At 35.0% G+C, this 23,766-nt stretch carries 18 protein-coding genes; 8 read left to right on the top strand and 10 right to left on the bottom strand.

Going from position 1 to position 23,766, the window contains the following annotated elements:
• Positions 1-6 precede the first annotated feature (6 nt).
• Positions 7-630: a bifunctional 2-polyprenyl-6-hydroxyphenol methylase/3-demethylubiquinol 3-O-methyltransferase UbiG gene (locus GIY83_RS02650; protein ID WP_208684568.1), complete on the top strand. Its 624-nt coding sequence runs from the start codon at positions 7-9 to the stop codon at positions 628-630.
• A gap of 257 nt (positions 631-887) precedes the next feature.
• Positions 888-1,658: a carboxylesterase gene (locus tag GIY83_RS02645; protein ID WP_208684566.1), complete on the top strand. Its 771-nt coding sequence runs from the start codon at positions 888-890 to the stop codon at positions 1,656-1,658.
• Positions 1,659-1,734: 76 nt separating this feature from the next.
• Here GIY83_RS02645 and GIY83_RS02640 read toward each other — a convergent pair whose 3' ends face one another.
• Complete coding sequence (locus GIY83_RS02640) at positions 1,735-2,445, bottom strand: Crp/Fnr family transcriptional regulator (protein WP_208684564.1); 711 nt, start codon at positions 2,443-2,445, stop codon at positions 1,735-1,737.
• A 183-nt stretch (positions 2,446-2,628) separates the two neighbouring features.
• On the opposite strand from GIY83_RS02640, the gene GIY83_RS02635 reads away from it, so the two are divergent.
• The 3 genes from GIY83_RS02635 to GIY83_RS02625 all read left to right on the top strand — a co-directional run bounded on the left by GIY83_RS02635 (position 2,629) and on the right by GIY83_RS02625 (position 8,746).
• On the top strand, positions 2,629-6,147 hold the full coding sequence (locus tag GIY83_RS02635) for a nitrate reductase (protein ID WP_208684562.1): 3,519 nt from the start codon (positions 2,629-2,631) through the stop codon (positions 6,145-6,147).
• A gap of 151 nt (positions 6,148-6,298) precedes the next feature.
• Complete coding sequence (locus GIY83_RS02630) at positions 6,299-7,729, top strand: rubredoxin (RefSeq protein WP_194619635.1); 1,431 nt, start codon at positions 6,299-6,301, stop codon at positions 7,727-7,729.
• Positions 7,730-8,107: 378 nt separating this feature from the next.
• Complete coding sequence (locus GIY83_RS02625) at positions 8,108-8,746, top strand: hypothetical protein (RefSeq protein ID WP_194619638.1); 639 nt, start codon at positions 8,108-8,110, stop codon at positions 8,744-8,746.
• 191 nt (positions 8,747-8,937) lie between these two features.
• Here GIY83_RS02625 and moaA read toward each other — a convergent pair whose 3' ends face one another.
• The 9 genes from moaA to glp all read right to left on the bottom strand — a co-directional run bounded on the left by moaA (position 8,938) and on the right by glp (position 16,400).
• Positions 8,938-9,945 (bottom strand): GTP 3',8-cyclase MoaA, encoded by a 1,008-nt coding sequence (gene moaA, locus GIY83_RS02620; protein ID WP_208684560.1) that lies wholly within the window; start codon positions 9,943-9,945, stop codon positions 8,938-8,940.
• Positions 9,932-10,846 (bottom strand): bifunctional molybdenum cofactor biosynthesis protein MoaC/MoaB, encoded by a 915-nt coding sequence (gene moaCB, locus GIY83_RS02615; RefSeq protein WP_208684558.1) that lies wholly within the window; start codon positions 10,844-10,846, stop codon positions 9,932-9,934. Before moaCB ends, moaA begins: the two co-directional genes overlap by 14 nt.
• On the bottom strand, positions 10,839-11,276 hold the full coding sequence (locus tag GIY83_RS02610) for a molybdenum cofactor biosynthesis protein MoaE (RefSeq protein ID WP_194619644.1): 438 nt from the start codon (positions 11,274-11,276) through the stop codon (positions 10,839-10,841). The genes moaCB and GIY83_RS02610 overlap by 8 nt, the downstream gene beginning before the upstream one ends.
• A gap of 186 nt (positions 11,277-11,462) precedes the next feature.
• Positions 11,463-12,533 carry a HesA/MoeB/ThiF family protein gene (moeB, locus tag GIY83_RS02605; RefSeq protein WP_208684556.1) on the bottom strand — a complete coding sequence of 357 codons (1,071 nt, stop codon included), beginning with the start codon at positions 12,531-12,533 and terminating at the stop codon, positions 11,463-11,465.
• Positions 12,534-12,544: 11 nt separating this feature from the next.
• On the bottom strand, positions 12,545-12,781 hold the full coding sequence (locus tag GIY83_RS02600) for a MoaD/ThiS family protein (protein WP_208684554.1): 237 nt from the start codon (positions 12,779-12,781) through the stop codon (positions 12,545-12,547).
• Positions 12,781-13,572 (bottom strand): uroporphyrinogen-III C-methyltransferase, encoded by a 792-nt coding sequence (gene cobA / locus GIY83_RS02595; protein WP_194619650.1) that lies wholly within the window; start codon positions 13,570-13,572, stop codon positions 12,781-12,783. The genes GIY83_RS02600 and cobA overlap by 1 nt, the downstream gene beginning before the upstream one ends.
• A 5-nt stretch (positions 13,573-13,577) precedes the next feature.
• On the bottom strand, positions 13,578-14,150 hold the full coding sequence (locus tag GIY83_RS02590) for a molybdenum cofactor guanylyltransferase (RefSeq protein ID WP_194619652.1): 573 nt from the start codon (positions 14,148-14,150) through the stop codon (positions 13,578-13,580).
• Between the two features lie 175 nt (positions 14,151-14,325).
• Positions 14,326-15,072, bottom strand: a complete 747-nt coding sequence (locus tag GIY83_RS02585) for a sulfite exporter TauE/SafE family protein (protein ID WP_208684552.1) — start codon at positions 15,070-15,072, stop codon at positions 14,326-14,328.
• Between the two features lie 155 nt (positions 15,073-15,227).
• Positions 15,228-16,400: a gephyrin-like molybdotransferase Glp gene (gene glp / locus GIY83_RS02580; protein WP_194619656.1), complete on the bottom strand. Its 1,173-nt coding sequence runs from the start codon at positions 16,398-16,400 to the stop codon at positions 15,228-15,230.
• A 1,134-nt stretch (positions 16,401-17,534) separates the two neighbouring features.
• Here glp and GIY83_RS02575 point away from each other — a divergent pair.
• From GIY83_RS02575 to GIY83_RS02565, 3 genes are read left to right on the top strand one after another with little or no spacing between them, the layout of a single operon-like run.
• Positions 17,535-20,666: a TonB-dependent receptor gene (locus GIY83_RS02575; protein ID WP_208684550.1), complete on the top strand. Its 3,132-nt coding sequence runs from the start codon at positions 17,535-17,537 to the stop codon at positions 20,664-20,666.
• An 18-nt stretch (positions 20,667-20,684) separates the two neighbouring features.
• The gene (locus GIY83_RS02570; protein ID WP_194619660.1) at positions 20,685-22,157 is read left to right on the top strand and encodes a RagB/SusD family nutrient uptake outer membrane protein; all 1,473 of its coding nucleotides are present in this window, start codon (positions 20,685-20,687) and stop codon (positions 22,155-22,157) included.
• 39 nt (positions 22,158-22,196) lie between these two features.
• Complete coding sequence (locus tag GIY83_RS02565) at positions 22,197-23,753, top strand: arylsulfatase (protein WP_229029192.1); 1,557 nt, start codon at positions 22,197-22,199, stop codon at positions 23,751-23,753.
• Positions 23,754-23,766: the final 13 nt, after the last annotated feature.

The raw sequence follows: 23,766 nt of genomic DNA, 5'->3' as shown, positions 1-23,766 counted from the left end.
AAAACAATGAACGACACCTGGACAGACAGATGGAACGACCGCTACAGCAACGAGGAATTTGCTTACGGCACAGCACCCAACAATTTTTTAAAAGAACAATTAGAGAAACTAAACTCAGGAACTATTCTTTTTCCGGCTGAAGGCGAAGGTAGAAATGCTGTTTTTGCAGCCCAATTAGGTTGGAAAGTCTCCGCATTTGATATTAGTGCCGAAGGAAAAAACAAAGCCCTTAAACTAGCTGAAGCAAATAATATTGTAATTGATTACCAAGTTGGAGAACTGGAAACCCTTAATTATCAGGCTGAACAATTTGATGTAATTGCATTAATTTATGCACACTTTCCGGCAGCGATTAAATCATTCATTCACCAAACATTAGAAACTTATTTACGTAAAGATGGATACATCATTTTTGAAGCTTTCAGCAAAAAACATTTAGAATATATGGCTATAAACGATAAAGTTGGCGGACCAAAAGATATTGAATCCCTATTTTCTATTGAAGAAATACAATCTGATTTTCCTGATTATGAAATCATTCAGTTAGAAGAAAAAGAAATCGAATTAAACGAAGGTCTGTTCCATAACGGAAAAGGTTCTGTTATTCGATTTGTTGGAAAGAAAAAATAAGCTTTCTAAAAACGTTTCGTAGAGATGTACAAAAAAATTACTACTGTACATCTCTACACCATTTTACCCTCTAAAACAATAACTAACTACAATACAGCTATTTAAATTAAAGCCAATTGCTAAAATAAAAACTTTTATTTGTATTTTAGTACAAAAAAAAGAAACTATCTACAAGCGGCAACCTATATTAAAAAGGTTGTTTATCATTTTGCATTGCCCTATTCTAAAATTAGTATCAATTTTAAATAACCTTAATAATGGCAAAATCAAAAACAATTGTATTAGTACACGGGATGTTCGTGAATGATAGTACCTGGTCAGAATGGAAAAATTACTATGAGCAAAAAGGATATACAGTATATGCTCCTGCAAATCCCGGACACGATGGCAATCCTGCAGCACTTCGGGAAAATATACATCCGGAACTTGTTGACACAGGCTTTATAGATGTAGTACAGAATATTGCAAAACTGATCGATACCTTACCCGAGAAACCACTTGTAATTGGACACTCCATGGCGGGATTAGCGGTACAAAAACTGATTGATTTAGGCAAAGCTGATGCCGCAGTAAGTATTAATGGAGCACCTCCTAAAAATGTTTTACCTCCATTTTCTACAGTAAAAATCGTTTGGCCGGCAGTAAACTTCTTTTCCAGTAAAGGCTATTATTTAGGATCTAGAGACTGGTACAACCGGGCCTTTTTTAATACACTCCCAAAATCTGAACAAGACAAAGCTTACGATCTTATCGCTGTTCCCGAAAGCAGAAAAATTGGCAGGGAGACCTTATTGAAATCTTTCTCAAATGCCGATTTTAAAAAACCACATCAGCCTATTTTATTTATTGGTGGCGGAAATGATAATATATTTCCGCAGGCCTTAACCAAAAAAATTGCCTCCCAATACAAAGATCCCAACAGCAGAGTTGATGTAAAAATTTACGATAACAAAAGTCATTTTATCTGTGGCGAAAAAGGTTGGGAAGAAATCGCAGATTACATATTAAATTGGTATTCTAATTTATAAATCTCACAAAAGAGACGTACAAAAGAAATATACTATTGTGCGTCTCTAAAATTATAAGCAATACTACTTAATCAATTTAAATAGCAAAATATTTATGTTCCATAATTTCAGATCGTAATTCAGGCATAGCCAAAATTCCTATTTTTTTCCCGACAGTTTTAATGAGCATTTCTTTTTTTAGATTCGAAAGTACACGAATGGCCTGCTCTTCTGTAGTTCCTGCAAAATCAGCAATTTCTTTTCTGGAAAGTTCAATATCAATTAAATCATTGGTTTGACCAAACTTACGATGAATGTACAGCAACAAATCAATTACACGTTCGCGCACATTCATATGAGCAATTTTACGAATGTTGTTCTCACTTTTATTGAGTTCATCAGCATAAAATAACATTAAAGCATAGGTAAATTCAGGAATCTTCTGAAGAATTTCCAACATCGTTTCGTTGCTAAAATTACATAAAACGGTATCTTCTAAGGCAGAGGCACCAATCAAATATCTACTGCTCGTTCCAAATCCGCGGAAGCCAATTGTGTCTCCATTTTTTGTTAACCGAACAATTTGTTCCCTCCCGTTTATGCCGGTTTTTATTGTTTTGACTTTACCTGAACAAATAAAGTACAATCCTTTTATGAGATCGCCTTCTTTAATAAAAGAATTCGATTTTTTACAAACAAAAGTTTCTTTCCTTAAAACATATTCTTTCATCTGTTCTAAATGCAAATGTTTCTTAATAAAACAATTTTCGTTGATACAGGTATCACAAATAGGTTGCTCTTCTTTCATGAGTTCAAATTTTATGCATGGTACACTAAATTGTTGTTCCTCTTTTATTTGAATCAAAAGTAGAAAAATAAATTATAAAAATAAGTATTTATACGTAAAAATACTTATTTTTGTTTAAGAATAAATAAGTGAATTATTTAGATCCAAACAGATTTCATTAGTTATTACTTAAAAAAAGTTGTGATGCAAAATACCAAAATCAAAACTACCTGTTCGTATTGTGGCGTCGGCTGTGGTATAATCGTAACTAAGGATGCCAAAAATGGCGTAATGGTTACGGGCGACAAAGACCATCCTGTCAATAAAGGAATGTTGTGTTCTAAAGGAATGAATTTGCACTACGTAGTCAATGACACTTCAGACAGGATTTTATATCCCGAAATGCGCGGCAGTAAATCCTATCCTCTGGAACGTGTAAGCTGGGATACTGCACTTGATCGCGCGGCAGCTGTTTTTACTTCTATCATAAAAAAACACGGTCCTGATAGTGTTGGATTTTATATTTCGGGGCAATGTTTAACCGAGGAATACTACTTAGTAAACAAATTGGTAAAAGGCTTTTTGAAAACCAATAATATCGACACGAATTCGCGTTTGTGCATGAGTTCAGCCGTTGTTGGCTATAAAAAAACTTTCGGAGAAGATTCTGTACCCATTGCTTATGATGATATCGAACTTGCCGATACGTTCCTTATTACTGGCGCCAACCCCGCCTGGTGTCATCCTATTTTATTTCGAAGAATAGAAAAACATAAGGAGAAAAATCCAAAAATAAAAATCATTGTTATTGATCCCAGACGCACGGATACAGCTGCTTTTGCCGATTTGCATTTGCAGATTATTCCGGGATCTGATATAATATTGTATCATGCCATTGCCAAACGTATCATCGAAAAAGGCTATGTCGATCATGATTTTGTAAAAAACAATGCCGAAAATTTTAAACAATACAAAGACTTAGTTTTAAGTACTTCTTTAGAAAAAGCTTCCAAAATTTGTGGTATTTCGGTTAATGATATTAAACTTGCTGCCGATATTATTGGCAAAGCCAAAGGTTTTATTTCGCTTTGGGCAATGGGACTGAATCAAAGCGCTGTTGGCGTAGATAAAAATACCGCTTTATTGAATTTGTCTTTATTAACGGGACAAATAGGAAAACCGGGTTCAGGGCCATTTTCGTTAACAGGACAACCCAACGCAATGGGCGGACGGGAAGTTGGCGGAATGGCGACACTTCTGGCGGCACATAAAGACATTGCAAATCCGGAACATCGAAAAGAAGTGGCTGATTTTTGGGGCGTCGATGCAATATCAGACAAACCGGGTTTAACCGCAACCGAAATGTTCGAAGCCTTGGAATCTGGAAAAATGAAGGCCGTCTGGATTATCTGTACCAATCCCTTAGTTAGTTTACCCGATTCCCGCCGAATCGAAAAAGCGTTACAAAATGCCAAATTTGTCGTGGTTCAGGATATTTCGCATAATGCAGATACTTCAAAATATGCCGATTTATTATTGCCTGCCGCTGGTTGGTTAGAAAAAGAAGGTACGATGACCAATTCTGAGCGTCGAATTTCTTATTTGCCAAAAGGGATTAACGCACCTGGCGAAGCACTTTCGGACATTGAGATTTTAATTCGCTTTGCTAAAAAAATGAATTTCAACGGTTTCAACTTTAATAGTGCCGAAGAAATCTACAAAGAACATTGCGCACTAACTAAAAATACCAACATCGATATCTCGTTCTTAAATTATCATCGCTTAAAAACCGAAGGTACTTTTCAATGGCCAGTTCCGGATTACGGACATCCTGGAACTCCCCGACTTTTTACTGATAAAAAATTCTATACGCCATCACAAAAAGCGATTTTCAATTTACCAACGGCTATAGAAAATACATCCGAACAGCCTAATGCTCAGTTTCCGTTTATTTTAACTACAGGACGAGTTCGCGATCAATGGCATACGATGACCAAAACCGGAAAAGTATCCAGATTGATGACACATACTCCAAGTCCGGTTTTAGAAATAAATCCAATCGATGCTTTTAAAAATGATATTAAAAATGGAGATATTGTCGTTGTGTCGAGCAAAAACGGAGAAGTTCGCGTAAAAGCAAAAGTTACAGATGCTATCAAAGAAAAAGTTCTTTTTTTGCCAATGCACTGGGGAAAACAACTAGAAAATGACCTGAACAGAACTAATAATTTGACCAATACGGTAGTTGATCCCGTTTCTAAAGAACCTGATTTTAAATACACCACAGTCAATATTTCCAAATATGTAAAACCGTTTCAGAAAATTGCTATTGTGGGCGCCGGAGCAGCTTCTTTTAGATTTATTCAAAATTATCGTGAGTTCAATCAAACAGATGAGATTGTAGTTTTTTCAAATGAAGTAAACCCGTTTTATAATCGCGTTTTACTTCCGGAATATATGACTGGCGAATTTAGCTGGGAACAATTGCTAAAAGTAAAAGATGGTGAGGCTTTAAATAAATTAAAAATCACGATGAATGCCAATGTGGCAATCACTAAAATCGATTCTCATAAAAAAACAATAACAGACAGTCAAGGCGAAATACATACATATGATGCTTTGATCATGGCAACAGGAAGCCGTCCCTTTATTCCTGAAAACACACAACTGCACCTTCCGGGCAGATTTACCGTAAGACGTAAAGAAGATGCAGATCGTTTAAAAAAACATCTTGACAGCACTAATTTACCGCCCGAAGAACAACACGTTGTGATAATTGGCGGAGGTTTATTAGGTCTGGAACTGGCTGCTGCTTTAAAACATAAAAAAGTTAAAACAACCATTGTTCAAAGAGCTTCTCGTTTGATGGAACGTCAATTAGACCGAATTTCAAGTAAATTATTAGCAGAAGAAGTTCAGCTTCGTGATATTCAGATCTATTTTGATAATGAAGTCAGTACGGTTTTTGAAACCGATAATCCGAATGAAATAGAAATTGCCTTAAAAAGTGGCAGAATCATCACCGCAAATGCTATTGTTTATACGATTGGAACAATTCCGAATATCGAAATTGCCAGAGAAAGCGGTCTTGCCTGCGGACGCGGTGTAAAAGTAAACCAGTATTTGCAGACCTCAAACCTTGATATTTTTGCTATTGGAGAAATCGCCGAATTCAACAATAAGTTGTTCGGAATCACATCTGCCGCCGAAGAGCAAGCGGATATTCTGGCTAACTTTTTAGCAGGTGATATCAGCAGCTTTTACAAAGGTTCTATTTTAATGAATATTCTGAAACTGGAAGATATTAACCTGTGTAGCATTGGTGATATCGAAATTCCGGAAAACGACGATTCGTACGAAGAGATTATTTTTGCCGATCTTAAAAAACGCTATTACAAAAAATGTATCGTTAAGGACGATCTTCTTGTTGGCGCCATTTTAATGGGAGATAAAAATGAATTTGCCGAGTTTAAAACCATGATCGAAAGCAAAATCGAATTGTCAGACAAACGAAATTTATTACTGAGAGGAAGTTCAAATGCAAAACCAGTCCTAGGAAAATTGGTTTGTTCCTGCAGTCAGGTCGGAGCCGGAAATATAGAAGAAACGATAAAAAGCGGTGTAAACAATTTTACGGATTTATGCAAAAATACAGGTGCAGGATTAGGTTGTGGTAGCTGTAAAACTGAGGTTAAGGAGATATTGGCGAAGTGTAAAGTTTAGTTTCAAGTTACTTTGAACATAAATTTTACCACAGAGGTCACAAAGGTTTTTGCGGTTAAATCAAAACAATACAAAAACCTGACCCGAGGCTAAAAGCCGAATAGACAAAGCAAACAAAAAAAAAACTGAAACCTGAAACAAAAATAAAGATATGGAACTAACAAGATTAATAGTAAAAGGAGGCGTTATTTCCCCGGGAGAATTAAGAGAAGTAGTCAATATGGCGATGGATCAGGGTTTAGATTCTATTTCCTTTGGTTCAAGGCAGGATATTATTTTCCCAAAAGGATTTAAAACCTTAGATAAAGAGCAATTAGGCAAGCATCACTTTGTTTTCCCGGAGCAAAAAAGCGGCAATAATATTGTTTCTTCCTATCTTTCTACAGATATTTTTAGAAATACCAATTGGCTTACCGGCAATAAGTTTTTGTACATTCTGGAGCAATTTAAAGAGCAGCCGCGATTAAAAGTCAATATCAACGATCCCAAGCAACAACTTGTTCCTTTGTTTACTGGACATCTTAATTTTATTGCTTCGGAACACGAGGATTATTGGTATTTGTACATTCGTTTGCCTAATTGGGAACGTATGGAAGTATATCCCATCCTCATTTACAGTTGGGATATTGCGCAATTTTACTATGAAATCGAAAAAATTACAGCCGAAGAATCTATTGGTATCGATATGATATTTGCGCTTGTTAGCGAAGCTTTAGACACCAATAATCGAACAATCGACAAGCCATTGAATATTCCGTTTTATCCATTTCCTTATTACGAAGGTATGAATAGAATGGGAATCGATCAATATTGGCTGGGTTTATATTGGAGAAATAATTTATATGATCTTGGTTTCCTGAAAGAAATGTGTGATTTGTGTTTTGATTGCAAAATTGGAAAAATATGCATCACGCCCTGGAAATCTTTTATTGTAAAAGGAATCCCGAAAGATCGAAAACTGGAATGGGAAAAATTCCTGGGTAAACGAGGTATCAATGTGCGCCATTCTTTATTAGAGCTCAATTGGCATTTACCTGTGGCGGTAGAATGGGCTTTGAATCTTAAAACCTATCTTGTTCGAACACTTGATCAATTTGATATCAGTACTTACGGACTCACTTTTGGCATATCAGAATACAATCGCGACGGCCATTATTTTACATCGATTGTGGTCGAGAAAAATGAGTTGCCTAAGGATCTTGAATCCATTAAAATAAGAGATACTTATAATGTTTTGTATGCAAAGAACTTCGACGCCAATACACGCGAATATGTTGTGCATTCGCAAGATATCGACAAACTCGAACTCCCTACCATATTAATTGAGCTTAGTCGAAAATATTTTGAAGAACTCGGAAATTCTGTTTCTGAACCAACAGAAAATCCACAGAAAAAAGAAAAACCACAAGTAGACATTTACCAATGTCAGGAATGCTTAACACTCTATAAATCCGAATACGGAGATGAAAGTCAGGGAATTCCAAAAGGGATTTTATTTACCGATTTAGCAGAAAGTTATTGTTGTTCTTTATGCGAAGCTCCAAAGAGTAATTTTAAAATTTTAGAAATTGTCGAGAATTAAACTAACTGATTTCACTAGTATTTTCAGGAGCTAATCCAGCTGTCCGCTATATCTTTTACTTTTTAAAGAAAAAAGTAAAATTATGCCGCTTCCATCTGGGCTAAGGCACTCGTTTCCAAAAGAAAAATCAAGTAAAACTATCACTTATCATTCTTTCATCTTTACAAAGTAATTTACATTATTTCTCAAGTAGAATTGTTAAGAGATTTTATACTTTTATTTTTAGCAAAAACCCAACATATTAAAAATAAACACCTTATAGTTAATTTTTAAGCAAAAACTTAACATTGGCGGACTTGTTTTATGTTTATCTTTACTTAACTGTTAATTAACAATTTAGTTACATTGTAGCAATTACTTATCTAAAAACGCATCAATATGGAAAACGAGAATGAAAAAATTACCCAGGAAAAAACTGATTCACCAACACCTGAAAATACCCAGCCTGTTACAGAAAATAAAAAACCAGTAAATACACCGGCTACAAAAACACCAGTTCGCAGAACAGCACCAGTTAAACCAACAACGGCTGCAAAACCTGTTACGCCAGCATCTACAACGCCAAAAGCGACAACAAAAACAGCTGCAACAACTTCTCCAAAACCTGCAGTTCGAAGAGCTCCGGCAAGAAAAATTACTCCGGCAGCTATCGAAAAAACAGAAGAAATAACAACTCCAAAAGTAACGATCAAAGAACCAGCAAAAAAACAGCCGTCAGAAAATAAAACTGATGACGCAGTTGCAACAAAAGGAGAAAGTAAAAAAGATAAATCAACAGATAAAAAGAAGAAAAAAGTGAAAGACAAAGACAAGGAAAAAGAGAAAAAGAAATTAGCTAAGAAAAAAGATCAGGCTAAAAAAGACAAAAAGAAGGAAAAAGCTAAAAAAGCAAAACAAAAAGCTGCTGCCAAGAAAAAAGAAAAAGCGAAAAAAGCTAAGGAAAAAGCAAAAGCTAAAAAAATAGCCAAAAAGAAAGCGAAATCTAAGAAAAAAGACAAAGCTAAAAAGAAGAAATAATTTAGAAAGAAGGTTTGACTTGAAAAAGTTAGACCTTTTTTATTTGACAAAAACTCATTCCTATAGTTTGTCATTTCGAGGTACGAGAAATCTCCACAAGAAGCTCGACAAAGATTGGGTTTTCGTTGCGGAGTTACTTGCGAAGATTTCTCGTACCTCGAAATGACAATATTGCGTAAACTCCAAAAGAGCTATCCCCCAATCGCAATCATACTACGATTATCAAAGTGAAGTTTAGGATCGTCTATTTCTTCGAGCGTAACCATTCCTGCTCTGACTTTCTTTTTACTTTTTATAGATTCAGAAATCAAATTAGTAATCGATTCTCCATTCCTTAAAGCGGTAAGTAAATCGGTTTCGGAATTAGAGAAAAGGCAATTCTTGATTTTTCCGTTTGCCGTAAGACGAATTCTGTTGCAGCCATCACAAAACGGATTTGTAATAGAACTTATGATTCCAAAATCGCCCTGAAAATCTTTTATTCTATAAGTTCTCGCCGTGAAGTTTTTTTCGTCTTCGAGTTTCTGAATTTCTTCAGAAGAGAAAGTTTTCTCCAGTTCTGATAAAATTTCGTTTTGAGAAATCATTTTACTTCTGTCCCACTCGTTTCCTGCAAAAGGCATAAATTCGATAAAACGAACTGATAAAGGTAAATGCTGCGTTAATTTGACAAAATCTATAATTTCATTTTCATTAAAACCTTTCATCAAAACTACATTTACTTTTACCTTAAAATCATTATTCAAAAGCAAATGCAAATTATCAACTACTTTCTCAAACTGATTTCTAAGTGTTACAGAATGAAATTTGGAAGAAACCAGCGTATCAAGACTCAAATTGATTTTATTGATTTTGTTTTGCTTTAAAACATCAATATGGCGATCAATCAAAATACCATTTGTAGTAATCGAAAGAGCAACTCCAAGCGTGGCTAATTTTAAAACAATCTCAGAAAAATCTTTTCGCAAAAGCGGTTCTCCTCCTGTTAATCTAATTTTATCAACACCATTTTCTACGAAAGTCCGGGCGATCGAAAAAATCTCATCGGCCGTCATTAAACTGGCTTTTGAAGATAATGCGATTCCGTCAGCAGGCATGCAATACGTACAACGCAAATTGCATTTCTCTAACAGCGAAATACGCAAATAATTGTGTTTTCGCCCAAAATCATCCGTTAAAATGGTTTTAGAGGGTATCATGATTTTTTCCTTTTAAAATATGTAAAACATGCAATACATGAGGAAAAACAGCATCCATAGATTCTCTGGCTCCGTTTGTTGATCCCGGCAAAGCCAAAATCAAACTTTTTCCTAATGTTCCTGCAACTGTTCTGGACAACATCGCATACGGCATTCTTTGCTGGCCATAATTGCGAATCGCTTCTTCAATTCCCGGAATTCTGCTTTCCAGTAATGGCGATAAAGCTTCGGGCGTAACATCTCTTGTTGATAATCCTGTTCCTCCCGTAAAAATAACCAACTGATGTTCTTTGGCAAAAGCCTTAGTTTTTTCCTGAATAATATCTAATTCGTCAGGAATAATTTCATAATGGGCCGTTTCAACTCCGCAGGCATTCAATTTTTCTACGATGATTTTTCCGGAACGATCTTCCTTATCACCTGCAAAAATAGAATCAGAACAAACAAAAACTGCTGCTTTGATTACATTCGAAAATTTATTTTTGAAAGATGATTTTCCACCCTCTTTATTAATTAATTTAATAGTCGAAATTTCGATTTCTTTATCAATCGGTTTTAACATATCATACATCGTCAACGCCACTATCGATGCTCCGTGCATGGCTTCAACCTCGACGCCTGTTTTGTAAACTGTTTTTACATTAAAGATAATTTCGATCGTTAGATCCTCAATTTTATAGTCAACCGAAGTAAACTCAATTGGAATAGGATGACAATCCGGAATCGATAAATGCGTATTTTTTACTGCGAATAACCCTGCTGTTTTCGCCATTTCGAACACATTCCCTTTTGGCACCAGATTATTCACCACAGCATCAATTGTTTCTTGTTTACTTACTTTGACAATTGCTGTTGCTGTTGCAGCTCTTAAGGTGTTTATTTTATGCGTAATATCAACCATTAGTATTTTGTTTCCAGGTGAATGTATCGTTTTCAAACATTTCTTTACCAAAGATTGGCACATCGGTTTTTATCCAGTTTACAATAGCTTCTGTTGCTTCATAAACTTGTTTGCGTCGCGTTGCCGAAACAAATACAAATAAGCAAATTTCACCTGCTTTTACCACTCCTAAACTATGGTAAATGTGCATACAGGTCAAGTCGAATTTAGCAAATGCTTTTTCGCGAATTGTATACAATGCTTCATTTGCCATATCAGTATAAGCAGTATAATCGATTGCTACAACCGTATTATCATGAATAACATCGGCACGAACTTGTCCTAAAAAAATATTATGTGCCCCAATCGTATGTTTCGATTGATGTTTAGCAATCGACTCGGCTATAAATTCAGGAGCAATTGGCCCTTCTACAAATACATTTTTACTCATTTTTTATTTTTTTTCCACAGATTAAAGGATTTAAATGATTTTTCGTTCTACCACGAATTTCACAAATTTTCACTAATTTTTATTCTTAATAATTGGTAAAATTTAATTCGTGAAAATTCGTGAAATTCGTGGCTAACAAATCTCTTAGACTATTTTCAATAATCATTTGAATCCTTTAATCTGTGGCTATATTTTTATCTCTTTCAACAATTGCTTCATTGCCAAAGCACCACCAGCAATACTTTTTATATTTTTAAATTGATGTCTCTCCAGCAATTCTGCTGCAATTTTACTTCTGATTCCGGATTGACAGAAAATGTAAATTGTTTGGTTTTTGTCCAGTTTTTCAATTTGATTTTCAAAATTCATTAAAGGAATCTGGATTTGATTCTTCAAATTGATTTTTGGTAATTCATCACTATTTCTAACGTCTAGAAATAAAACCTCATCATTATTGATTTCATCCAAAAGCGAGTGAAAATTTACCTCTTCAATTTGATTTTCTTCTTTATATTTTTTATCAAAAATCTCTTTGTTCATCAATTGAACATCCCTTTTATCAAAGTCATATTTTTGCTGTTCATTATTCAAAATATTATACACTACTATTTTACCACTCAAAACTTCTCCAATTTCCAAAATCATTTTGATGACTTCGTTTGCCTGAAGCATTCCGATAATCCCAACTGTAATTCCGATTACTCCGGCATCTTCACAACTGGCTGATTGTGTATTTTCATCCGGATATAAACATCTGTAAGTGGGTCCATTTTGATAATTAAAAACCGAAACCTGGCCTTGAAATCTAAAAATAGATCCGTAAACCATAGGTTTATTAGTTATCAAACACGCATCGTTTATGAGATATTTAATTGCAATATTATCCGTTGCATCAACAATAATGTCATAATTTTCAAATAAGGAAATAGCATTTTTTCCAGATAATTTCTCCGTAATCGCAGTCACTTTTACAAGCGGATTCAATTGGGTAATCATCAATTTCGCTTCCTCTGCTTTATATTTTCCAACAGCCGAACTTTTATAAATCACCTGACGATGCAAATTCGAAATTTCGATAACATCATCATCAACAATTCCTATTTCGCCAACGCCGGCCGCAGCTAAATATGGCAATATAGATGCGCCCAAACCTCCTGCTCCAATAACCAGAACTTTAGCTTTAGATAATTTATCCTGACCGTCCTCTCCTATTTCAGGAAGTATTATTTGCCTGTTATAACGTGCTGTTGTATTCATACAAACTCAATTTATCCTCCTGCAAAAGGCGGTAATAAGGCCACGATATCACTTGTTTGCAACTTGTAATCTGCTTCTTTTGGTAGAATTTTTTGGTTTACTGCCACGCTAAAAGATATAGATTCAAATCGATATTTCTCCTCCAGATCCTGCAATAAATCCTGCAGTGATAATTCACAAGAAGCTATCTTTTCGAAACTACATTTCGTTTTTTCAGCTACAGCACCAAAATATTTAATCTCAATCATTATTTTAAATTTAAATTCTGAAAAATAAATTCATCTTCAAAATGTTCCTGAAAATAAGAAGTCAGACTTGAAGTGTTTTTTACTACCTCACCAATGACAATAATTGCCGGTGACGAAATTTTATTTTCAGCTACTAATTTACTAATTGAACTTATCGTTCCTACTACTTTTTGTTCGCTATTTTTAGTACCGTTCTGAATAATGGCTATGGGCAAATCATCTTGTCTATTTTGCTGATAGATCGCAATGATTTCCTCTAATTTATGCATTCCCATCAAAATAACCACCGTCGCATTCGATTTTGAAGCTAAATGAACATCTTTAGACAATTCATGATTAGAAGTTGTTCCTGTAATTACCCAAAAACTTTCGGCAATTTGTCGCTGTGTCAGACTTATTCCAACCGAAGCCGGAACTCCTAAAGCAGACGAAATTCCCGGAACAATATTGCTTTCTAACCCAAATTGTTCTGCATATTCAATTTCTTCACTTCCTCTGCCAAAAATAAACGGATCACCACCTTTTAAGCGTACTACATGACCATAACGATTTGCCATCGAAACAATCAATTCGTTAATCTGATCCTGCGTGTAAGCGTGGCAACCTAATCTTTTACCCACAAAAACAATTTCTGCCTTTGTCGCATATTGCAATAACTCTTCATTGACAAGCGCATCGTATAAAACAACATCAGCATTCTCTAAAGCTTTTATTGCTTTTAATGTAATTAATTCAGCATCGCCAGGACCTGCGCCTACAACAGTTAATTTTGGTATTTTTAAATTTCGCATAGCTTTTAACTTAAATTGATATTCAGGTCGTTTAATTCGTCAACGGAATTAATATTGGTCAGATGAAAATTTTCACTTTCTTCTATCGTGATGATTTGATGCGGAATTTTCGCTATTAAATTCATCATTTTTAAATCGTCATTATCAATTGCGCTTTTGATAACGGGTAATACTTTTTTAGAATAAATTCCAATTAAGGGATGCATTCTGCTTTCAGAAGCAAAAACGGTAATTTCAGCTTCCTGATTGTGTTTCGAAATTAATTCTGATAATAATTCAGTCGAAATTAACGGAATATCACAACTCAGAATCAAATTGAATTCTGTTTCAGAATTTGTTAAAGCCGTATAAATCCCTCCCAAAGGCCCTTTATCAGTAATTATGTCGGGTATTTTTTGGTACGGTAAATAATCGTATTCCTTATTATTTGTTATTAATTTTATAGTCAATGTAATGGGTAAAACTGCTTTAATAATATGTTCAATAAATGGTTTATTCTGAAACAGAACCAATCCTTTCTCTGACTGCATTCGGGAGCTTTTTCCTCCACAAAGAATAAATACTGTTAAAGCTTCCATATTTAATCATTTATAATTATAGCTTTTTAACACATAGAGTCATAGCTTTTCAGACTGCTTAAAAGTCGTTTCACTTTGCATGAATACAAATAATTATGTGATAACGTGTTATCATTATGATCTTTCCGCGAACTATAAAATCTATGTTTTGATGTGTTTAAAATTTAAACTCATTTTAGGGAAAGATCAATTTTATACTTGCCATTAATATCACAGTTCCTAACACAAATTTTAATGTTTTATTAGAGAAATAGCCACTTCCGTAAAATCCGCCTAAAACTCCTCCAATAACTGCAATAGGAACCAAATAAAAACTCTCCATCGGGATTGTTTTTCCTCCTAAAAAGAAACCTAACATACCTGCAAATGAATTCACAAAAATGAATAAACTTGATATTGCTGCAGACTCTTTTACCGTTGCCCAGCCCAAGAATAAAAGGATCGGACTCAGGATAATTCCGCCACCAATTCCTAACATTCCAGACAATAAACCTATTATAAATCCTATTGCCAATGCAAAGGGCAATTTAATCTCAACTGCTTCTTTTTCTTTAAAATTAAATACCCCAAACAATCTAAGTGCTGCAAAAACCAATACAATACCTAGAATAATTTTATAAATTGTACTATCCAAAGTCACAAAACCTCCAATAAATGCAGCCGGAACTGAAGCAATTGCAAAAGGATAAAAAAGTTTGGGCTTGAAATAATTCATCCTGCAATAAAAGAAAAACGAAATACTGGACACAAATAAATTCAACAGCAAAGCCGAAGGTTTCATAATTGCCACCGGGAAAGCAAAAATGGTCATCAAAGCCAAATAACCCGATGCGCCGCCATGTCCTACACTAGAATACAAAAAAGCAATAACAATTAAGGCGAAGCTGAATAATAGCATATTTTCGGAACTAAGAAGACTCATAATTTTTGTTTCAGGTTTTTATCTTTTTGTTTCAATTTTTCTTTGTTTCACCTTTATGCTGTATGTTTAAATATACATAATGCATTTCAAACTCTTACTCATTTTTCTATTGTCTCTAATCTTTATTCTATCCTTTTTATTCTATCCTTTAAAATCTAATCTATTGGTAAAATAGTCACCAGTTGTCCTTTTTTTAAGCTTTCCACATCATTTGGAACCACTAATAAACTATTGGCAATTGCAAAAGTATTTAGCATTGCTGAACTCTGACCGTCTAAAACGGTAACATGGGTTTGATCATACAAAGCTTTTAAAAATAATGTTTTTCCCGTTGTATTGGTAAGATTATCATTCAATTTTCGAAGCATTTTCTTTAAATGAATATCTGAAAATCCCATTCTGTTTTTGATTGCCGGACAAACATAAATATAAAAATTAGTTAATGATGAAGCCGGGTTTCCAGGTAAAGCAAAAACTAAAGTATCATTTTTAGATCCAAAAAACATTGGTTTTCCGGGTTTCTGGTTGATTTTATAAAAAAGTTCCTGTACATCGTTCTCTAATAAAGCTTCTTTTACAAAATCGTAATCGCCAACAGAGATTCCTCCAGAAATTAAAACGATATCATATTTCTTTAAAATTTCTTTTAATGCCTTTTTAGTGGCTTTGAGATTGTCTTTTACTTTATAAACTTTGGTTTTATTCACGCCAATTGTCTGAAGCGCAGCCTGCAACATTACCGAATTACTTTCGTAAATTTTTCCTTTTGATAATTTCTTACCAGGTTTTACTAATTCGTTTCCCGTTACTAAAATCGCCACTTTGGGCTTTTTATATACCTCAACTTCAGTAATTCCTAAACAGGCTAAAAAACCAATAGCCGCAGGTGTAATTAAAGTATTCGCCTTAAAAACAACTTCTTCTTCGCCAATTTGCTCTCCTTTATTGCGAACATTTGTATAACGTTCGGGCATTCTGGTAATTAAAATGGAACTTTCAGTAGCCATTACGTGCTCCTGCATAATTACAGTATCAGCATTATCAGGTACATGGGCGCCTGTAAAAATCCTCACCGCTTCATTTTCTTTCAGTTTTATTTTTGAATGATCTCCGGCTTGTGAAATACCTACCACATCATATTGATGTTTTTCGCTATGAATAAATGCATAACCATCCATTGCCGATTGACGAAATGGCGGCATTGCAATTGGAGAATAAACTGTTTCTGCCAAAATATATCCTAGTGATTTACTCACCTGAATTTTCTGAACTGGCATATTAGTGCTATTCTCTGCAATAATTGATAAGGCTTCTTCGACTTGAATCATGGTGGCTATTTGGTATATAAACAAAAAATACTTATTGCAAATATAAGTATTTTTACTTAGTTTAAATCATTAGTAATCTAAAACTTTAAAATAATATAAATTTAAGCTTAATTCTTGATATACTTCCAGAAAAAACAACAAATAGCTTGTTGTTGTGTTTAATAAATTTTATTTCGCTATTTTTCTCCTGAAATTTCCCAATAGCAAATATACATCCATGCAAATCCGATAAAAAAAGACTGCAAAAGCTGTAAAAGCAGGTAATAAAATTTCTTTACTATTATCTTTCTACCTAGTTAATTACTATTTTTTTCTTACAAAATTACATCTTCAGAAAACAATATTTAATCCGAAAATTACGTATCTGGTTCTAAATTAGTCAATAGTAGACTTTTTTGAAGCGTTTTTTAATTGGGTCGGCCTTTCAAAAACTAGAAAATCAAGTATAAAATACTACATTTTTAATCTGATAGTGGATACTTTTTTAACATTTGTTTTAGATCATCAAAAAACTCAATGCCTTTATTTTCAATACATTAAACCACTAACATCACTTATAAAATTGCATATTTTGCTACCGAAGTGAAAAAAAATGAACAAATTTTTGGATTTTATTATATTAAAATTAACTTTGTCTATAGGACTAGTAGAGTATAAAAATATTTGAAACCATAAAGAATTATATTTTGAAAACAACTGAAAGCATAGCGTATTACATTCTTCCTAAAAAATATACTTATAACGCAGTCTGTTATATGTGCTTCTGTTGCTAATTCTTAGCTTTTTTTTTGTTCACGTTCGAGATCTCTTTTTCATCGAATCGATTTAAAAGACGAAATTTAAAATACACCACTAGATTACTTACCAAAATTACACAAATCTGTTTGATACCTTAATTTGTATCAAAAGGATTATTGAAATTGTACCTATAAAGTAAAAGAAAATAACTAATAACTAAAAAAACAAAGATGAAAAAAATGCAAAGTTGTTGTTGTAAATAAAAAAAGCCATTTCTGCGGCAACAGAAATGGCAAGGCTTAAAGAACATTTATCACTAAATCAAGAATACCATTAGAGAGTTGAAAAATCAACTTTCAAGGCCTCTTGTTAATTACTTAAAACCAGTACAAAGAAATGAAAAATTTTTTAAAAATAAACTCATTACTATTTCTCCTGCTTGTCACGGCAGGAATTAATGCCCAAAATACAACACCGCTTATACAGTCTAAGCTCGATGGAACTGTAGTAGATGACCTTACCAATCAGCCTATTATTGGGGCTTCTGTTATTATAAAAGGAACAACACACGGTGTTCAGACCGATGCTGAAGGAAAATTTTATTTTCAAACCGGTCAAAAATTCCCTTATACTTTAATTGTAAGCTATATTGGATATAAAAAAGCTGAAATAATCGTAGATAAAAATCCAATTACAATTAATCTTAAAGAAGAACGCCAGGAATTAGAGGAATTGGTTGTTGTTGGATACGGCTCTCAAAAGAGAAAAGACATTACAGGTTCTGTAGCCTCTGTTGCTAAAGCAAATTTATCTCAAGTAACCTCATCTGCTGATAACCTCTTAAGAGGGGCAATTCCGGGAGTGGTAGTTACACAAAGTTCGGGTCGTCCGGGAGCTTCATCAAGCGTGCGTATTAGAGGAGGAAACTCGATCACGGCAGGTAATGAACCTCTTTATGTTGTAGACGGAATATTGATTTATAATGATAACAATAATAGTACAGCAGGAGTTACCAATGCCGGTGCAACAGTCAATGTTCTCTCGACTATAAACCCCGCGGATATTGAATCTATTGAGGTATTAAAAGATGCTTCGGCAACTGCCATTTACGGATCACGTGGTGCCAATGGTGTTGTTATCATTACCACCAAAAAAGGAACAAAAGGACAGGATAACATTTCGTACCAGGGTTATTTTGGATTCCAGAATGTTTCGAAAAAATTACACTTAATGAATGCCAACCAATGGGCAAGCTTGCGCAATGATGTTCAGGCTAGTATTGGTCAGGCTCCGTCTTTTTCTGCGGCTCAGATAGAAGCTTTTAAAACATCAGGAAGTTATGACTGGCAGGATGCTCTTTTTAGAACTGCGGCTCCTGTACAAAATCATCAATTATCATTTTCAGGTGGAGATGAACGCTCACGATATGCTATTTCAGCAGGATATTTTCAACAGGACGGAGTTGTAATTGCATCAGATTTTAAAAGGATTTCGCTGCGTGTTAATTACGAAAGAAATTACTCTGAGAAGTTTAAATTTGGAGTAAATGCCAACTACAGTAATTCGATTTCTAATGGTGTGGGTACTAATGGCGGTGCTACTGCCGGAAGATCTCCAAACCCACTAGTTGTGGCTCTGTATCAACCTCCGGTAGTACCTATTAAAAATGCTGACGGGAGTTATAATTTAACCAATAATCCTTATGCAACTGCTGTTAACGGTATTATAGCCAATCCTATTAATGATTTGGTAAGTACAACCAACGAAACTAAAATAAACAGAATATTAACCAGCTTATTTGGTGAATATAAAATTACTAAAAAACTGGTAGCAAAAGTAGCGGTGAGCGGTGACGTTATCGATACAAAACAAAATTATTATGCTCCATCTACCACTACTGCCGGAGCAGGAACAAAAGGATTAGCCTCTGTTGGAGATCGTTTGGTAAGTTCTGTATTGAATGAAAACACGTTGAATTACAATACTACTTTTGGCCAAAACCATAAATTCTCCGCTTTAGGAGGATATACGCTTCAATACACACAGGGTGAAGTGGTAAATGCCGGAGCCAATACGTTTGTAAACGATGCAAATACTTATAACGCCCTGCAAGATGGTGTTCCGGTAAAACCGTATAGCGACGCATTTGAAAGTGTCTTGAAATCATGGTTAACCAGAATAAACTATTCATACAAAGGAAAATACAACTTTACTTTATCTGCTCGTGCAGATGGTTCATCACGATTTGGATCAGAATCTCTTTGGGGTTATTTTCCTTCAGCAGGGTTTTCATGGAATATTACCGACGAAGATTTTGCTAAAAATATTAAAGGTGTTACTGAAGCCAAACTTAGAATTACAGCGGGAACAACAGGAAACCAGGAAATTGGAAATTACCTTTCTTTAGCTCAAATGGGCTCTGTAAATTATGCTTTTGGAGGAACATTACAAACAGGTTTAGCCCCTACCCGACTGGCAAATCCGGATTTGAAATGGGAAAAAACAAATCAATATAATGTTGGTTTAGATTTATCACTATTAGACCGAAAAATTAATTTTGTTTTTGATGTGTATTACAAGAAAACAAACGACTTACTAATCAATGTACCTATTCCGCTTACTTCAGGTTATGCTACGGTTCTTCAGAATATTGGTGGAGTTGAAAATAAAGGTATTGAAATTGGTTTAACAACAGAAAATGTAAAAACAGAAAATTTCTCATGGAACTCCAATGTAGTGTTCTCTGCCAACAGAAACAAAGTAGTTTCGATAGGAAATGGAGTTGACCAGTTCTTTCCTGTGGTACCAAACGGATCTTTATTGCAACAGCAACCTGTAACGGTAAAAGTAGGATTGCCTCTTGGAACTTTCTGGGGGTATAGAACCAACGGAATTTTCCAGACTCAGGAAGAAGTAAATACCCAGCCAAAAATTAACAGTTTAGCCAATACAAAAGTGGGAGACAGAAGATATGTCGACACTAACGGTGATGGTGTAATTAGTGCACTTGACAAAGGTAATCTGGGAAGTTCTCAGCCAAAATTTGTTGGAAGTTTCAGCAACACCGTGTCTTATCGTGATTTTGATCTTAATTTCTCTTTTCAGGGATCGTATGGCGGAAAGATATTTAATGCTTTAAATCAGCAATTAGAAATTTCTACTCTTGGAACAAATGCTAATGTTACGCTGGAAGATCGCTGGACACCAACTAACCCAAGCAATGAAATACCTAGAGCGACAAGTTCTCCTCTTGGAATCGTTTCTGAACGTTATGTAGAAGATGCTTCTTTTTTAAGATTAAAATTAATCACTTTAGGATACACTTTGCCTAAGAGCGCTTCTCAAAAATTAGGAGCCAAGAGCATTAAATTCTATGTATCTGCTGAAAATTTAATTACATGGACAAAATATACTGGTTACGATCCAGAGGTAAGTTCATATGAACAAAACAATTTATATCCCGGAATTGATTTTGGTTCTTATCCAAACTCTAAAACATTCATTTCGGGTCTGAACATAACTTTCTAAGTAAAATATATATATACAATGAAAAAGATTATAATAACAATATTATTTAGTGCCGGTTTATTTGCATCGTGCACAGATTTAGAGGTAACACCTACCTCTTTTGTTACCGAAGATAAATATTTTAAAACACAGGATGATGCTGTTGCAAGTGTAACTGCTGTCTATGCTTCTTTAAGTCTTGATCCGGGAGAACAAAGTTTATTTGGCAGAAACCTTTATTTCTTAACAGATATGGCTTCTGACTATGCTGCAGCAGGTGTTTCGGCAACAAATCCTCAGGTAAGAGCTTTGAGCAGTTTAACCCATGATGCAACTTCTGATCGTGTTCAGGTTGCTTGGCGTCAAATTTATAACGGAATCAACAGAGCCAATGTTTCTATCGATAATATCCCTAAAGTAACAGGAAACGAAACGGTTAAAACACGATTAATTAATGAAGCAAAATTCATTAGAGGCTTGCTTTATTTTCAGGCAGTTCGTCTTTGGGGTGGAGTTCCAATTGTTTTGCATGAGCCAACATCTATACAATTAGAAAGCTTAAAATCAAGAAGAGAAACCGTAGATGCTGTTTACACTCAAATTATTTCAGATTTAAATGCTGCCGAAGCTTTACCAGCCACTTATCCTACAAGTGATGCAGGGCGTGCAACATCAGGAGCTGCAAAAGCAATTTTAGCCAAAGTATACCTGACTAGAAAAGATTATCCAAATGCCATTTTAAAAGCCAGAGAAGTAATTAATGGGGGTTATGGATATGCCCTTTTTGAAAGTTTTCAGGATATTTTTACTAAAACAAAAAAGAACGGAAAAGAACATATTTTCTCTGTTCAGTTTGAGCCTAATCAGGCAGGAAACGCATCAAGCGGAAGTACTTTTCAATCTACATCATTTATAGGATTTACTGCTACTGAACCGGCAGATATCATATCAGATGTCGCTTTGTTTTATGATATTTATGCAGCTGGTGATACCCGAAGAGATGTAAGTTATGCAAAGACATTACCAATTCCGGGAACTGCAAACACTTATACTTTTCCAAAACCCATCTTTAAAAAATACATCGATTTTACCAATTTGGCTACTCCGGGTAACGTAGCCATTAACTTCCCGATTATTCGTTATGCAGATATCTTATTGTCTTTAGCGGAAGCGATAAATGAGCAGGGAACACCAACGCCAGAAGCTTACGAACTGATCAATCAGGTAAGAAGAAGAGCTTTTGGAAAACCAATTACAACACCCGATGCATCTGTAGATTTATCAGGATTAACACAAACTACTTTTAGAGCTGCTATTCAGGAAGAACGCAAAAAAGAATTTGTACAGGAAGGACAACGCTGGTTTGACCTGGTTCGTTGGGGAACTTTGGTTACCGAAGTGAAAAAAGTAACGGCAAAAAACTCTGTTTCAGAAAGAAATAATCTATATCCGATTCCGCAAAGCGAAAGAAGTATCGATCCGGTTGGTTTGCCACAAAATCCTGGATATTAATAAAAGCCTTACATACCAGTAAATAAAATGATTAAAAAAATGTTCATCCTCGCCCTATTGGTTGTTGCACAATCCCCACTATTTGCACAAGAAAAGCAACCTAACATCATCGTCATTTTGGCAGATGATTTAGGCTTCTCAGATATTGGTGCTTTTGGCTCAGAAATTAAAACTCCAAACCTGAATAAACTCGCTAAAAACGGGCTTATTATAAAGCAGTTTTACAATGCAGGACGTTGTTGCCCTTCCCGGGCTTCGTTGCTCACAGGTTTATATCCGCATCAGGCAGGCGTTGGGGACATGGTTCAGGACAAAGGATTTCCGGCTTATCAGGGATATTTAAACGAGCATTGTATCACAATTGGGCAAGCACTCAAACAGGCAGGATACAGTACTATAGTTTCAGGAAAATGGCACGTTGGTCTAGTACCATCAGCCTTGGCGGTGAATAGAGGGTTTGATGATTCTTTTACTTTACAAAACAATGGAAGCAGTTATTTTAACTCGCAACCTTTATATAACGACGGAAGAAAAGTCACATTTATGAAAGGAGATAAAGAAATTATTCGCACGGATACCTCTACTTATCTGACTCAGGAAATTACCAATTTCGCTATTAGTTCTTTAGAAAAACAGCGCAATCAGCAACAGCCTTTTTTTCTTTATTTGGCGTATAATGCCCCGCATTGGCCTATTCAGGCTTTACCGGAAGATATTGCAAAATACAAAGGCAAATACCTCAAAGGCTGGGATAAATTGAGAGCACGCCGTTTTAAGAAATTAAAAGAAACAGGAATCATTGATAAAAACTGGGACTTATCGAATCGTTTTGAAAAAGTGCCGGATTGGGAAAAACTAAGTGCCGAAGAAAAAGACAAATGGGATACCCGAATGGCAATTTACGCGGCCATGATCGACCGAATGGATGCCGGAATTGGAGAAATCCTGCAGAAAGTAAAATCGTTGGGAGAAGAAGATAATACGCTGATTCTTTTTCTTTCAGATAATGGAGGAAGTGCCGATGAGGTAAAAAACTGGAATTATGTTACACAAAAAAACGGAACTCCAGGTTCAGTTACATCAATTGACAGTTACGAAAGCCCGTGGGGAAATGTGAGCAACACGCCTTTCCAATTATTCAAAAAGAATACCCACGAAGGCGGTATTGCTTCTCCTTTTATTGCTTATTATCCAAAGCATATTAAGGCAGGTACCATAAGCAACAGAGTAAGTCATGTGATGGATATTTTTCCAACTCTTTTACAGTATGCCAGTTTTGAATATCCGGCTACTTTTCAGGGAAAAAGTCTCACACCCTTAGAAGGTATTGGCCTAAAAAAAGAATTTGAAGGACAACCATCTGATACGCATGAAGCCTTGTTTTGGGAACATGAAGGCAGCAAAGCAATAAGAAAAGGGGATTGGAAAGCAGTAGCCGAAAACAATCAGCCCTGGGAATTGTACAATCTTGCTGCAGACCGGACAGAGACAAAAAATGTAGCAAAATCAGAACCAAAAATACTTCAAAACCTGATTGAATTACATCAACAATGGTCTGTAAAAGTAGGTGTGGAAGATTGGAATAAAATAAAATAGTTAAACAGTGATT

Origin of the sequence: Flavobacterium sp. SLB02 (genome assembly GCF_009664855.1) — a bacterium.
In the GTDB taxonomy this organism is placed as follows: Bacteria; Bacteroidota; Bacteroidia; order Flavobacteriales; family Flavobacteriaceae; genus Flavobacterium.
Note: the sequence above shows the minus strand (reverse complement) of the source record. Positions and strands in the feature narration are given on the sequence as shown.